This is a genomic window from Mucilaginibacter sp. P2_A5, from assembly GCF_056404995.1.
On record NZ_JBFUCY010000052.1, the window covers coordinates 18,519 to 32,735 of the forward strand.

Here is a 14,217-nt window from a genome sequence, read left to right on the forward strand (position 1 = left end):
TTAGCCAAATAAGTTTAGTATAGCGGCTTAACCAAACTACTTTACTCTTTTCCAGACCTCATCATACCCGTTTCCTTTTATATACCATAATGAATCTGTGATGCGATATTTATAAGTACCTATTTTTCCGTTCATATATTGTGTATATCCACCTCCGGCTGCTTCAACCAATTCCGAGTAAGTTTTATTTTTTTCATCCAACGTATACGATCCTGCAAAAGCAGCGTACACCTCTTTCTTTGCAAATTGTATATCCGTAACTATAAACCTGCTGTCTGTAATGGTTTTGTACCTTATTTGTCCTGCCTTATTATCATAAGTGGTATCAGGAATGCCGTTGCGCATTATTTGCCAGGTACCAACCAACGCATTTTGGTCGGTGATAACCTTTTTTGTACTGAGGCAAGCCGAAAAGATAATGGTGCAAAGTGTTAAAAAGAAAATAGATAAAATGGTTAATTTTTTCATTGCATTGGTTTTTAAATTAAATAAATCAATTAAGTAACTGCAGAATTTTTGAATCTCGTTTATTGCGGGTTGCCAGGCTTTACTTAATTTTTCGGCTAAACTTTGCGTGGGCTCATAGGCCACATGGCCAAGAGCAGAAAAAATTAGTTTTATGGTGTAACTCCGTGGTGTTACTTCGCCGGCTTCTATCCGTTGTAGTGTACGTACACTTAAATTACATTTTTCAACAAGTTCTTCCTGTGTTAAGCCCTTGGCTTTTCTGAGCTTAGCAATCTTTTTACCTAAGGCTGGTTGTTGCATAATTTGATAAAATTCTTGGGCAATGTTATAATTAACCCGATTAAGGTACAATAAATCCGGCTGTATTTATACCCGACATTAACCCGACACGATGCTTATCAGCGCAAAACGACAATCTTTTCTGGCTAAATGGCGGGTATTTATACCGATAAAAAACAATACAGGCTACAATTTGTACTTTTGGGTACGCCCTAGCTATGGTGATCAAGTTTTACGATAATAATTGTTTGGAGTTCAGTAGTACTGATACCAACAAAATTGGCTTCGATATTAAGGCGGCATCACAACAAAAACTAAATGTTATTGAATGACTAAACGTATCTTTTTATTCGCCTTTGCTTTTTTCCTATGGTTTAATACCGGATTTGCCCACGCAGATGAGCCTAACCTGAGACATATCCGCAGCCTGCTGGTGGTATGCATGAATAGCAGCAAAACAACCGATTCATTATACAAAAGCCTGGCGGCAATCAGGAAACCTGCGGGGGTTATTACCGCGTACCTGGCCACTTTATCGGCATGCAAGGCAAAGCTCAGCTGGAACCCTTATATGAAAGTAAAGCACCTGAATAATGCCGAGGCTACCTACAAAACAGCTGTAAATAACGATCCGCATAATATCGAGATCCGTTTTTTGCGCTTCTCCGTTGAGCATAATGTGCCAGGTTTTTTAGGCTTTAACAAGGATTTGCTTACAGACCGTGATGAAATTATTACTCAGCTAGATAAAAAGAACTATGGCACCGGCGATAAGGACTTAACTATAGCCATCATCAAATTTCTGCTGAATTCCAAACGTTGCACTCCAGCGCAAAATGAAAATCTGAACAAACACTTAGCCGAATTAAAGTGAAATACACTTACCTGGTCATCAATGTATTGACGGTATTTTTCCCGGTTATGTTATCGTTTGATAAGAAAATTCATTTTTATAAAAGCTGGAAATATATATGGCCGGGCATGGCCGTAACCGGTCTTTTCTTTTTGTTTTGGGATGTACTGTTTACCATAAAAGGTGTATGGTCATTCAACCCGCAATATATTATCGGTGTTACATTTTGGGGTTTGCCATTAGAAGAAGTACTCTTTTTTTTAACCGTGCCGTTTGCATGTATTTTTATCTATGCCTGTTTAAATTATTACGTAAAATGGCAAATAGATGCCCGGTTAACCAGTATCATTAGTAGCCTGGTAGTTATGCTTTCTGTTTTGGGGCTTATATTTTATTATGATAGAATTTATACAGCAATTACTTTTGGGCTTTTGCTTGTTTTGTTGTTAATACTTCAATATGTAATTACGGCAAGGTGGCTTAGTCGGTTTTACCTGGCATATGTAGTTGCGCTGGTCCCTTTTTATATCGTCAACGGAATTTTAACGTCCGTCCCGGTGGTTATATATAACAATAGCCAAAACATGGGCAAAAGGGTAGGGACTATTCCCATAGAAGATCATTTTTACCTAATGGCGCTGTTACTTATGAATATCGGCTTTTTTGAGTACTTTAAAACAAGAAAAAAAACTGATGACCAATCTGCCTGAATATACTAAATCGCAATTAGCCTTGCGCAACGGGCAGGATAAGCCCTTGATTTGGGTGGCCTATAAAGGTATTATATACGATGTAACCGAAAGCCGCCTATGGCGAAACGGAAAACATTACGAGCACTGGGCCGGCCAGGATTTGACACCCGAGCTTGCCGATGCGCCGCATACCGAAACTGTATTTGAAAAGTTTGAGAAAGTGGGTAGGCTAAGTCCAGGCCCCTCTAAATCTCCCCCGGAAGGGGAGACTTTTGGATGATATTTAAAGCCCTCCCTTCCGGGGAGGGTTTGGGAGGGGCTGGCTCTTTATATCTCAAACTTAGCCAATCCCACAAATTGGGCTATGCGGGCGGCAATTTCTTCCTGTGTCAGGTTCCTTAATCTTTCAGATCCAAACTTCTCAACGCAGAATGATGCCAGGGCCGAGCCATAGATGATGGCGTTTTTCATGCTTTCGAAGCTCACCGTGCCTGCTTTGGCCATGTAGCCGATAAACCCGCCGGCAAACGTGTCGCCTGCGCCTGTGGGGTCAAAAACCTCCTCTAACGGAAGTGCGGGGGCGCTGAATATTTTATCTTCATGGAAAAGCAAAGCGCCGTGCTCACCTTTTTTAATGATCAGGTATTGCGGGCCCATTGTTAAAATTTTCCGGGCGGCCTTTACTAGCGAGAATTCGCCTGATAACTGGCGGGCTTCGGCATCATTGATAGTTAGTACATCAACCAGCTTCAAAGTTTTCATCAATTCATCCAGCGCAATATCCATCCAGAAGTTCATGGTATCCATTACAATAAGCTTAGGGCGGTTTTTAAGGCGCGCGATAACACTTTGCTGTACCTGCGGAGACAGGTTGCCCAACATCAGGTATTCGCAATCCTGGTACGATTCGGGGATAATAGGATCAAAATCGGCCAGAACATTCAATTCTGTAATCAAAGTATCACGGCTGTTCATATCGTTATGGTACCTGCCGCTCCAGAAAAACGATTTCTCGCCCTTTTTAATTTGCAGGCCTTCGGTATCCACATTGTGCTTGTTCAGGTCTTCAATCTCATGCTGCGGAAAGTCATCGCCCACCACTGCAACAATATTTATATCATCAAAAAAGTAAGATGCGCCCAAACTTGCGAAGGTTGCCGACCCGCCGACGATTTTATCTGTCTTTCCGAAGGGGGTCTCAATTGCGTCAAATGCCACAGTACCAATAACTAACAAACTCATGTAAAATATTTTAAATTTTTTTTGCGCAAATATTGCGAAATTACCGCAGAAATTATACTTTTGCACCACTCCAAACGGAAAAATAGTCCTGAGTAGCTCAGCCGGTTAGAGCATCTGACTGTTAATCAGAGGGTCGCTGGTTCGAGCCCAGCCTCAGGAGCAATAAAATCAATGATTTATCCCCACTCTGGCGAGTGGGGATTTTTTTTCGCCTGACTTTTTTCAACAATTACATGGTTTTTTGAACGCCTGTTTGGTTCAATAATTCAAAAACATCCCTTGTTTTTTTTGCCACTTGGCGGTAGTTTCAGCTTTACACTTTCTCTTTTATTGCCGTTATTTTTATTTTTTTGCTGCCCGGGTCGGATAAACCCCAGGGTGTTGGGCGGCATCGTAAAATAATTTTGTCTCCATAACGATTAAAAAAAGCTGTTATGGAAATATTAACATTCGACCGACTACCAAAAGTGGTAAACGAGTTATTAGAAAAGGTATCAAAAATTGAAGATATTCCTGGTTATGGTACTTGCGGCACCCATGGCAGCGTAAACGCTTTGTTACCCGCCCGGTTAACGATATGGGTTTTTAATTTGCTCAAGAAGTTGAATTTCATTGTGAACCTCCTTTTTTGTTTTGTTGATACAAAGATTAAGAGCCACCGCGCAGTCAATTTGCCCAGTTTAAATTATTTTAAATAGTACTATTTATCTGATATATTTGAACACATAGTGCCAAGCTACAGTTACTTAGCCTTAATAAAAGCTAAGTAACGATTTAGCATGCATTATGCACGAATGAATAAACTTATACTTTATCTAAATCTTTCCATATCTCTTCTCTTTTTATTTACTAAAGCAAAGGGACAAAATCAAATAGTTACTAATGGATCTGCTACTACAGCTATTAATTTTGCCGGAACGGGGTGTGTATACAATTGGGTAAACAATACACCAGGCATAGGCTTGCCTGCAACGGGGACAGGAGATATACCTTCGTTTACTGCGATTAACACGGGTAACACTCCCATTAAAGCAACTATTACAGCTACGCCTGGACTGGCAGGGTTTGCGTATATAGCCAATATACAAAGTAACACGGTATCTGTAATTAATATGGCAACAAATGTAGTTGTAGGTTTAATAACAGTAGGAGTCAGACCAGAATATGTTTCAGTTAGTCCTGATGGTAGCAGAGTATATGTAACAAACGGGGTGGATGATACAGTTTCGGTGATTGACACTAAAAACAATACCGTTATTGCTACAATTCCTGTAATGTTTTATCCTATAGGAGTTACTGTTAGCCCCGATGGGACCAAGGTGTATGTTGTAAATCATAATGCCGGCAACATATCCGTTATCAGTACGGCATCAAATACCGTTGTGGATAATATTTCCGTAACATCAGATATATGGGCCGCGAGAATAAGTCCTGATGGTAGCAAAATGTATGTTACCGATTACTCATCAAACACGGTAACTGTCGTAGATTTAAAAACAAATACAACAATAACAACAATCGCAGCGGGTCCATTCCCCTTTGAACTATCATTGAATCCTGACGGTAGTAGATTATACGTAACAAATCTCAAGTCAAACACTGTTTCAATTATTAATACATCCACCAACAGCATATTGTCTAATATCACAGTGGGTCTTAATCCTAAGGGTATAACCGTAACTCCCGATGGCCGTTTTGTTTATGTTTCAAATTTTTCCCCAGGAACGGTTTCGGTAATAAATACGACAACAAATACTGTAATTAAAACAATTGACATGGGCGGAAATCCTTATGGGATATCTGTAAGCCCTGATGGAAGCAGGGTGTTTGTGGCAAATGCAGCTTCAAACAGCGTTTCGGTGATCAACACGGCAACCAATAAGGTAATAAATACAATTGACGTAAGAACTTCTGTTGAATCACCGGGAAATTTTATTTCGGCGGGTCCTGGCTGCAACAGTTCTCCTGTTACTTTCACCATTACGGTTAATCCCTCTCCAAACATAACATCTTCAGGCAACCTGGCAGCATTAACCACCACCTACGGTACGCCTTCGTCATCAACCAGTTTTTTGGTGTCGGGCAAAAATTTAACTAACGGCATTGTGGTTACGCCGCCATCGGGCTTTGAAGTAAGTATTGATAATATCACCTTTGCCAACACAGTCACCATTGGCGCGGCGGGCAGCGTAACCGATATACCGGTATATTTCAGGTTGACCGGAGTTGCCAATTCTGGCAGTTATTCGGGTAATATTACTTTGAGCAGCAATGGGGCGACCAATATAAATATGCCTGTTCCGAATAGCATAATTAGTCCGGCAGCTTTAACTATCCGGGCTAACGATGTTAATAAAACTTATGGTTCAACCTTAAACGGGGTTTCCGGATCAATGGCGTTCACACCAACCGGATTACAAAACCAGGAAACGATTGGAAGTGTCACTCTTAATTATGGCGCCGGATCGGCAGCAACTGATCCGGCTGGGTTATACCAGGGATCGGTAATACCATCATCTGCAGTAGGCGGTACATTTAATACAAGTAATTACAATATTACTTATACAAGTGGAAATATCATCGTTCAACCGCCGATTGCCATTACAGCAACGGGGACTTTGACATCATTAAAGACCATCTATGGCACCGCGTCATCATCTATAAGTTTCATAGTGTCTGGCGATGGTTTACCGGCAGGGATTTTAGTAACACCACCAACTGGTTTTGAAGTAAGTACAAACAATATTCAGTTTTATCCAACGGTAGTTATTGGCAGCGGCGGAACCATTGCTGCAAGTGAAATCTACATCCGGTTATCTGCTTTAAGTGTAGTGGGTAATTATGCAGGCAATATATTACTTAGCAGCGCCGGTATCACTAACACCAACATGATTATGCCGTTAAGTTATGTAAATGCTGCTCCATTAAGTATAGTAGCTAATGATAAGACCAAGGTTTTTGGAACCGGCAACCCGGTCTTAACCGTAAGTTACACAGGCTTTGTAAATGGCGAAACGGCCGCAAATTTAATAACCCAACCCATGGTTATTACTACTGCCACAACAACATCACCCGTAGGGCAATACATCATAACTGCCAGCGGGGCCGCATCGCCTAATTATGACATAAGTTATGTGCCTGGTGTTCTTACTATTACACCTCTTCCGCTATCTATCTCAATTCCAAATACGTTTACGCCAAATGGGGATGGTGTAAACGATTCATGGGAAATTTCGGCCCTGGCTTTTTATAATAACAAAATTGTAAGCGTGTATAACCGTTTTGGATCATTGGTTTTTCATTCTGTTGGTTACGGCATCCCATGGAATGGAACCTTGAACGGAAGTAGATTACCTGCAGGTACTTATTATTATATGATATCTGTTGATGTGAGCAAAAAGACAGAAACTTTTTCGGGTCCACTCACACTCCTCAGATAGACGAAGCTTTTGGCTTCGTAATAATTGTTTCCATAAATTCCACTGTTTCCAAACTCGCTATTCACATACAAAGTGAACAAAAAAATATCTCCCGGCAGCCCATTAGTCGATAGTTAATTCCTATTCATCGATTCATTTTTTTTGCCGGCTTAATATAAATTACATTTAGCTATTGTTATAGCAGCGGAAGGTTGTTTGGGCATACAAATCGGCCTGAGTATGGGTTATTCAATTTTTAGCAAAAAATATGAAATATTTAGAGAATACAATTTCATCAATGACAAGCTTAGATCGGTTTAAGGAAGAATACCTGCAATTGGCAGAGGCGGTTAATGCATTTAAATCTGAAGCGGTTCAGTTAGTAATTGCAGAACGCCTTGTTTCGTTTATCCATGGCTCGACGGGTGAAAATACTATCTTGCCAACGGCCGGTTATACCGGTCAGTTCCGGGGAAAAAAGCCCGGCGCTACCAAAGCTGTTCAGCGCTTGCTGCAAACCGATTACTTTGATTCGCCCAGGGCAATAGGCGAGATAGTAGCTCATTGCGCGGCATTATTTGGTAAAGATTATAAAACGTCTGAATTTTCGGGCGTATTATCATTTCACGTCAAGGAGGGTAACCTGTCAAGAACCGAGGGGGAATATAACAGCCGTTTTGTTTATTTTAGATAAAAGCCCCTCTGAAGTTGCAGGCAATCGTTATACCCCAAAAGCTACCGGTAATCTCCACGATCTAAATTCCCCGCAGCTTATTCGATGCCATAGGAGTTGCTTACAGGTTTTTTGCAAAAAGAGGTGAAAAACCGAAACTGTGTGTACCGGTACGGGGTGGCACCAGGGCATCTGATTGGGTTAACATAACTTAACACATTTCAGATAAAATTTTTATAAATATTTGACAATCAGTATTTTATATTTTATCATGGTTAACACTAAACGGATCGCGCAATTTAGGCGCATCCAAATATTTGTGCCTGTTATTGGCCAACAGGAGTCCCTTTGGCACTTGGATCGGCGACGAAGACTCACCCGGCGAGGCTGCGCCCGCCACCCTCTCTTCGGCTTCGCCGGAAAGAGGGGCTTGAAATTTTATCACTTGATTACTGAATTTTTTCTATAACATTTTGATATTCAGAATTCAAGCCCCTCTTTCCACCGCAGGTGAAGAGAGGGTGCCGCGCGTAGCGCCGGCGGGTGAGTCGTAGCCAGCGTTCAAACGAATGTTGATATAAATTCCAATACATGATGTACTGGTACGAAGCAATAACGATCTGTTTTTTATTTTTCGACGCTTCTCAGCAATTTTCCCCTAAAAACGGGTACCATTTGAAGCCTACAAACAAATCAAAAGAAAAAACATCCGATATTGGCCAAACAAAATAATAACATGCAAAGGATAACCTTGAAAACGAAGCTTTTCGCCTGTCAGCATTATCCTAACCGGGGTGTTTTTAAAATGCTGATAGCAGGGTTAACATTTCTGGCGCCTTTAATAGCACAAAGCCAGCAAATACAGCCGGATACCGTTGGCGGGTATAAGCAGGTTTGGGCCGATGAATTCAATAACGAGGGACCACCAAACCCCGCCAACTGGAAGTTTGAACAGGGCTTTGTGCGTAACCATGAAGACCAATGGTACCAGGCCGCCAATGCCACCTGCCACAACGGGTTGCTGGTAATAGAGGCTCAAAAGGTGCACCTGCCCAACCCGGCATATGTGGCTAACAGTACCGACTGGCGAACCAGTAGGCAGTTTATTGATTATACATCGGCCTGTATGCATACCAATGGCCTGCAAAGCTGGCAATATGGCCGGCTGGTTATGCGGGGCCGGATAAATACCGATGCTGGTTTATGGCCGGCCTTCTGGACTTTAGGCGTAAGCAAGCCCTGGCCATCAAACGGCGAAATTGACATTATGGAATTTTACCGCGATAAACTATTGGCCAATATAGCCTGTGGTACAGACGTTCCGTATAAGGCCAAATGGTACAGTAATATCAAAACACTCGATTCATTTGAACCCGATTGGAACCTGCGGTTTCATACCTGGCGAATGGATTGGGACGAAACTTCCATTAGCCTGTATGTTGATGATATGTTGCTTAACCACGTGGCTTTAAAAGACCTGGTTAACCGGGACGGCAGCAATTTTAACCCGTTTAAGCAGCCGCACTACATTCTCCTGAACCTTGCAATAGGCGGCGATAACGGCGGTGAACCTTCAGCAACCACTTTCCCAAAGCGGTTTGAGGTGGATTATGTACGTGTGTATCAAAAATAAAAAATAGGGTAACCGGCTTTATGCCTGTACAAGACAGTGCATGACGGTTTCACCACCACAACACGTATTATTGTGTAAATAATTATAAACCACATTCTGCTTTTTTATCGGATTGATGATGTGATTGTCGTGTCAACGATAAATTCACGGATAGTCATTAGCCCAAAGTCTTAAGTTCTAATTCTAAGCCAAAAAAACTTTAGACTCACGACTTAAGACTTATGACTTAGCACGGTTTTGATTGTGGAGATTATTAAACGTAATTAACTATCCCTCATTCATGAAAAAAAATTGCCTGTTCAATTTTAAAAGCTTTACGCTTGTTTTTGCCTTGTTTTGTTTGGTTTATTTAGGCAATAATGCATTTGCAAAACAAACCAATAGCAAACCTAAGGCAAGCATTGATAACCTGCAGGTAGAGTATACCGACAAGCCCATTGGCATTGATGTTGAAACTCCCCGCTTTAGCTGGCAAATGAAGGCACCGGCAGGGGCAAGGGGCTACATACAGCTATCGTATCAGCTTGAAGTAAAAAATGGCGAAGGCAAAGTTGTGTGGAACAGCGGCAAGGTAAACAGCAGCAAATCATCAGGTATTGAATATGCCGGTAAAAAACTGAAGGCCGCCACCCGTTACACATGGAAAGCTACCGTTTGGGACCAAACCGGGGCCATATTAACCAATACTTCGTGGTTCGAAACTGGCTTAATGAACCCCGATCCCGGATTATCGGCCTGGGATGGCGCCACCTGGATTGGCGGCGGCGACAACGACCTGGTTCTATATTCCAAATACCTGCCTGTTTTTAATATGAATTATAAGCTGGCCATTGCGCCGGGCAGTACACGGGCAAGTGTCATCCTGGGTGCCAACGATGCCAGGTTAATGGATAAAAACAAAAATATTTTCCAGGTTGAGAGTAAAAAGGACGAGAGTTACTTTAAAGTTGAGCTGGATATTTCAAAGGTTGGCAGCGCCGGTACAGGTAACGCCAAAATTAACGTGTACCGTAGCGGCTATACCGGCAATGATACTGCTACACATGTTATTAAATCGTTTGATATTAAAACAAGCGTAATTAACGAGGGCAATAAAAACAAAGAGCACTATTTTGCGATCAATAACGAAATGGGCACCTTGACATTTAGGGTAGACGGCGAATATGAGTTTTTTATAAATAATGATAAAGCATCTGCGGGTGCCCAGCCTGTTTTTCCGCCCCGCAATCCACGTACGGCGGTAGTTACCCTTAACCCGCTGGGTTCGCGCGATGTAATCTCGTTCGGTTTGCTTTGTGATATTGGTTATGCTATGGATGCCGGGCAGCAGGCCTCATTTTCGGGGCTGGAAGTATCCAACGCGCGCAAGCCGGGAAATACCTTGTTTAAGGAGGATTTGTCGGCACAAAGTTATGCGGGTATTTATAAATCTTTCGTCGGCGGGGCCAATGCAGCCATCAGCATAAAAAACGAGCGGTTTGTGGTATCAGGGGGCAGCCACGGTGTTTTCGCGGTGGCCGACCCAAGTCACAACTCCATGCCGATGTTGCGCACTCAGTTTGAAACGGGGAGCAAAAAAGTTGAAAGCGCCCGCCTGTACGTTACAGCCCGCGGTATTTATGAGGTATACCTTAACGGCAAGCGCGTAGGTAATGATTATTACAATCCCGGTTTAACGCAGTACAACATTACCCACCTGTATCAAACGTATGATGTTACGGGTATGGTTGCCAACGGGCAAAACGCCATAGGCGCCATGCTGGGCGAAGGCTGGTGGAGCGGCCTGCTAAGCTACGGCTCTATCTGGAACCACTTTGGCGACAGGCAATCGCTATTGGCCAAGCTGGTGATCAAATATGCCGATGGTTCCAAAAAGGTAATTACCACCAATAATAAGGACTGGGAATATTATAACAAAGGCCCCATAGTTTACAGCAGCCTGGATATGGGCGAGGTATACGATGCATCGCGCGAGGCGGGCATAAGCAACTGGAGCACCGTGAATTATAATGATAACGCATGGCAAAAGGCTGTTAAGGTATCGGTGGACGGTACCGCTTATTCGGGAGTATCCTATGATTTTTTTGGTAACAAAGACGAGCTTAATTACGATAAGCTATCGCTCATAGGCCAGATTGGGCAGCCGGCCGGCATCTACAAAACACTTACCGCCAAAAGCATGCAGGAAGTACGCAAAGGCGTTTACGTGTACAACATGGGGCAAAATATAGTGGGCGTGCCCAAAATCTATATTAAAAATGGTAAGGCAGGCAAAAAATTATTATTGCGTTATGCCGAGGTATTATACCCGGCACTCAAAGAATCGGGCAAGAATGTAGGTATGATCATGACCGAGAATTACCGTGCTGCCCTAAGCCAGGATGTTTATACCATGAAGGATGGCGAACAAACATTCCAGCCGCATTTTACATCGCACGGGTATCAGTATATTGAAATTACCGGGGTTGATGAGCCACTGCCGTTAAGTGCTGTGCAGGGATTGGCCATCAGCTCAATCCACAAGCTAACGGCCGATTACGCCACATCCAACCCTAAGGTAAATAAGTTGTGGTCAAACCTCACCTGGTCAAACATTGATAACTTTTTGACCATCCCTACCGATTGTCCGCAGCGTAACGAGCGCATGGGCTGGTCGGGCGATATCAGTATTTTTTCGCGCACGGCTACCTACCTGTCAAACAGCGACCAGTTTTTGAGGCGGCACCTGTTTGCCCTGCGCGATCTGCAGATGCCCAACGGCAAGTTTACCGATATTGCCCCTGTAGGCGGCGGTTTTGGCGGTGTACTTTGGGGTAGCGCGGGTATTACTATTCCGTGGGAAGCATACCAGCAATATGAGGATGTTGCCTTGTTGAAAGAGCATTACCCGGCCATGGCTAAGTACATGAGCTTTATCGACTCCACCATCAACAAAAAAACCGGCCTGAGTTCTGATTCGCAGTTAGGCGATTGGCTTGGCCCTCAGAATAACCAGCTGGGTACCGATTACCTGGTAACAGCTTACCATATTTTTGATTTGGGTATTATGGTAAAGGTTGCAATCGCTTTAAACAAGCCCCAAGACGCTGTTAAATACCAGGAAAGATATATCGAGCGCAAAGCCTTTTTTAACAAAACCTTTATCAATGCCGATAAAAAAGCAATGGGGCTTATGGGCGGGGGCTTATTTGCACCACGTGACGCAAAGCACGAATTTAAAGTAGCCGATATACAAACCGCTTATGCCGTTGGCTTATCATTAGGGGTTTTTAACGATGAAAATATCCCCTACATGGCAAAAAATTTGCAAGGCGCCGTAGAGCGCGAAAGCAAGGACGATGGCGGTATTGTACGGCCTAAATATTCATTGATGACGGGCTTTATAGGTACAGCCTGGATCAGCAAATCGCTCTCCGACTATGGGCATACCGACCTTGCCTACAAGGTATTGCAAAACGACCATTACCCTTCATGGCTGTACGCCGTTGACCAGGGCGCTACCACCATCTGGGAACGCCTTAACGGTTACACGGTTGAAAACGGTTTCGGCGGTAACAACAGCATGAATTCCTTTAACCACTACTCCTTTGGCGCTATTGGCCAGTGGATGATGGCCTATTCACTGGGCATCCAGCGTGGCGAGGTTGGTTTTAAAAACTTCATCCTGCAACCCGAGCCCGACCCAACCGGCCAGATGACCTACGCCAAAGGCTACTACGATTCGCCCTACGGCAGGATCAGCAGCAGCTGGAAAACGGCAGGCAATACACTTGTTTACAATGCAACCGTACCGGCAAATACTAAAGCTACTTTATACTTGCCTGCTCCTTCAGCTTCGGCAATAACCGAAGGAGGCAAGCCTGCGGCAAAAGTAAAAGGGATTAAGTTTTTAAGGTATGCCGATGGGAAGGCTGTTTATGAGCTGGCGTCGGGAAGTTATGTGTTTAGTGTGGGGAAGTAGGGGGGAGTTCTCCTGTGTTATTAAGGTAAGGAATAAAGGAGGATTTAAATATCGAACACGGAATATCCAATATCGAATAATGAAGGAAAATTTCGGCGTTGGACATTCAAAATTTACTGTGATACGCGTGCATTGTGGTTTAAAGGGTTAGTGAACCGGTCATAATGGAAAGCGATCATCAGGGCAATAATCTCATTTTGCCCTGATGATCGCTTTTCTGTTTCGTTTGCCTAAAGAATTTCTTCCATAAACCGTTTTCCAGGCTCTAGTACTATTTCTTTGTAAAAGTCATCAACGTTTAAAAAATTTCTATAATTTTATCGCTGAGCACAGGGTGTTGATGTTTATTAATAAATTGATTGTCAATTATTTATAAACAAAAAAACATGCTCTTTGCCTCTTTTTATAAACTTTTCTTATCCCGAACTCACGTTAAAATAATGAAAACAAAACTAATGCTGGTTGCGCAAGTTGTATTAAGTATTATACTGGCAACACACATTACGGCTTCTGCACAAACAATTGCCAAACATCGCCTGGTTGTTATTACCGACATCGGAAACGAGCCTGATGATTTTATGTCGATGGTGCGGTTAATGCTATATACAAATCAAATCGACATCGAAGGGCTCATCGCTTCAACATCCATTCATCAATCAAAAAAGGTTAGCCCACAACTCATTGAAAAAGTGATTCGTAATTATGAGAAGGTGCAACCTAATCTTCTAAAACATGAGCCGGGATTTCCGACAGCGCAAAAATTATTAAGCCTGGTAAAAAAAGGCCTCCCGGTTTATGGGATGGAAGGCGTAGGAAAAGGCAAAGATTCGGAAGGTTCGGACTGGGTGATCAAGATGCTTGAAAAGAATGACAGCCGCCCTTTATGGGTGACTGTTTGGGGCGGCCCGAATATACTGGCGCAAGCACTCTGGAAAATCAGGGAGACTAAAAGCGAAGGGGAAGCAAAAAGGTTGATAAGCAAGCTCAGAGTATACAC

11 protein-coding genes and 1 tRNA gene are annotated in these 14,217 nt (G+C 42.9%); 9 read left to right on the forward strand and 3 right to left on the reverse strand.

Annotated features, from left to right (window positions below):
* Positions 1 to 36: 36 nt before the first annotated feature.
* The gene (locus AC1DXF_RS28395; RefSeq protein ID WP_477452066.1) at positions 37 to 768 is read right to left on the reverse strand and encodes a helix-turn-helix domain-containing protein; all 732 of its coding nucleotides are present in this window, start codon (positions 766 to 768) and stop codon (positions 37 to 39) included.
* Between the two features lie 307 nt (positions 769 to 1,075).
* Between AC1DXF_RS28395 and AC1DXF_RS28400 the strand changes: the two genes are divergently transcribed.
* The 3 genes from AC1DXF_RS28400 to AC1DXF_RS28410 are packed head-to-tail and all read left to right on the forward strand — an operon-like array spanning position 1,076 to position 2,572.
* Positions 1,076 to 1,621 carry a hypothetical protein gene (locus AC1DXF_RS28400; RefSeq protein WP_477452067.1) on the forward strand — a complete coding sequence of 182 codons (546 nt, stop codon included), beginning with the start codon at positions 1,076 to 1,078 and terminating at the stop codon, positions 1,619 to 1,621.
* On the forward strand, positions 1,618 to 2,310 hold the full coding sequence (locus tag AC1DXF_RS28405) for a lycopene cyclase domain-containing protein (protein ID WP_477452068.1): 693 nt from the start codon (positions 1,618 to 1,620) through the stop codon (positions 2,308 to 2,310). The genes AC1DXF_RS28400 and AC1DXF_RS28405 overlap by 4 nt, the downstream gene beginning before the upstream one ends.
* Positions 2,294 to 2,572: a cytochrome b5 domain-containing protein gene (locus tag AC1DXF_RS28410; RefSeq protein WP_477452069.1), complete on the forward strand. Its 279-nt coding sequence runs from the start codon at positions 2,294 to 2,296 to the stop codon at positions 2,570 to 2,572. Before AC1DXF_RS28405 ends, AC1DXF_RS28410 begins: the two co-directional genes overlap by 17 nt.
* A gap of 47 nt (positions 2,573 to 2,619) precedes the next feature.
* Here AC1DXF_RS28410 and AC1DXF_RS28415 read toward each other — a convergent pair whose 3' ends face one another.
* The gene (locus tag AC1DXF_RS28415) at positions 2,620 to 3,534 is read right to left on the reverse strand and encodes a PfkB family carbohydrate kinase (protein ID WP_477452070.1); all 915 of its coding nucleotides are present in this window, start codon (positions 3,532 to 3,534) and stop codon (positions 2,620 to 2,622) included.
* A gap of 86 nt (positions 3,535 to 3,620) precedes the next feature.
* Between AC1DXF_RS28415 and AC1DXF_RS28420 the strand changes: the two genes are divergently transcribed.
* From AC1DXF_RS28420 to AC1DXF_RS28430, 3 genes are all read left to right on the forward strand, one after another.
* Positions 3,621 to 3,694 (forward strand) — tRNA-Asn (locus AC1DXF_RS28420).
* Positions 3,695 to 4,328: 634 nt separating this feature from the next.
* Complete coding sequence (locus tag AC1DXF_RS28425; RefSeq protein ID WP_477452071.1) at positions 4,329 to 6,974, forward strand: MBG domain-containing protein; 2,646 nt, start codon at positions 4,329 to 4,331, stop codon at positions 6,972 to 6,974.
* A 277-nt stretch (positions 6,975 to 7,251) separates the two neighbouring features.
* Positions 7,252 to 7,647 carry a hypothetical protein gene (locus AC1DXF_RS28430; protein ID WP_477452072.1) on the forward strand — a complete coding sequence of 132 codons (396 nt, stop codon included), beginning with the start codon at positions 7,252 to 7,254 and terminating at the stop codon, positions 7,645 to 7,647.
* A gap of 238 nt (positions 7,648 to 7,885) precedes the next feature.
* On the opposite strand, the gene AC1DXF_RS28435 is transcribed toward AC1DXF_RS28430, so the two are convergent.
* Positions 7,886 to 8,071, reverse strand: a complete 186-nt coding sequence (locus tag AC1DXF_RS28435; RefSeq protein ID WP_477452073.1) for a hypothetical protein — start codon at positions 8,069 to 8,071, stop codon at positions 7,886 to 7,888.
* 291 nt (positions 8,072 to 8,362) lie between these two features.
* Here AC1DXF_RS28435 and AC1DXF_RS28440 point away from each other — a divergent pair, with 291 nt between their 5' ends.
* From AC1DXF_RS28440 to AC1DXF_RS28450, 3 genes are all read left to right on the forward strand, one after another.
* The gene (locus AC1DXF_RS28440) at positions 8,363 to 9,259 is read left to right on the forward strand and encodes a glycoside hydrolase family 16 protein (protein WP_477452074.1); all 897 of its coding nucleotides are present in this window, start codon (positions 8,363 to 8,365) and stop codon (positions 9,257 to 9,259) included.
* 280 nt (positions 9,260 to 9,539) lie between these two features.
* Positions 9,540 to 13,220, forward strand: a complete 3,681-nt coding sequence (locus tag AC1DXF_RS28445; RefSeq protein WP_477452075.1) for a family 78 glycoside hydrolase catalytic domain — start codon at positions 9,540 to 9,542, stop codon at positions 13,218 to 13,220.
* 440 nt (positions 13,221 to 13,660) lie between these two features.
* Positions 13,661 to 14,217, forward strand: a 557-nt coding sequence (locus AC1DXF_RS28450; protein WP_477452076.1) for a DUF1593 domain-containing protein, incomplete at its 3' end; no start/stop codon positions are given.

What these genes read in the sequence shown, in the direction of transcription:
- AC1DXF_RS28395 (WP_477452066.1), bottom strand. Translation starts at nt 768, where the DNA reads ATGCAACAACCAGCCTTAGGTAAAAAGATTGCTAAGCTCAGAAAAGCC.
- AC1DXF_RS28400 (WP_477452067.1), top strand. Translation starts at nt 1,076, where the DNA reads ATGACTAAACGTATCTTTTTATTCGCCTTTGCTTTTTTCCTATGGTTT.
- AC1DXF_RS28410 (WP_477452069.1), top strand. Translation starts at nt 2,294, where the DNA reads ATGACCAATCTGCCTGAATATACTAAATCGCAATTAGCCTTGCGCAAC.
- AC1DXF_RS28415 (WP_477452070.1), bottom strand. Translation starts at nt 3,534, where the DNA reads ATGAGTTTGTTAGTTATTGGTACTGTGGCATTTGACGCAATTGAGACC.
- AC1DXF_RS28425 (WP_477452071.1), top strand. Translation starts at nt 4,329, where the DNA reads ATGAATAAACTTATACTTTATCTAAATCTTTCCATATCTCTTCTCTTT.
- AC1DXF_RS28430 (WP_477452072.1), top strand. Translation starts at nt 7,252, where the DNA reads ATGACAAGCTTAGATCGGTTTAAGGAAGAATACCTGCAATTGGCAGAG.
- AC1DXF_RS28440 (WP_477452074.1), top strand. Translation starts at nt 8,363, where the DNA reads ATGCAAAGGATAACCTTGAAAACGAAGCTTTTCGCCTGTCAGCATTAT.
- AC1DXF_RS28445 (WP_477452075.1), top strand. Translation starts at nt 9,540, where the DNA reads ATGAAAAAAAATTGCCTGTTCAATTTTAAAAGCTTTACGCTTGTTTTT.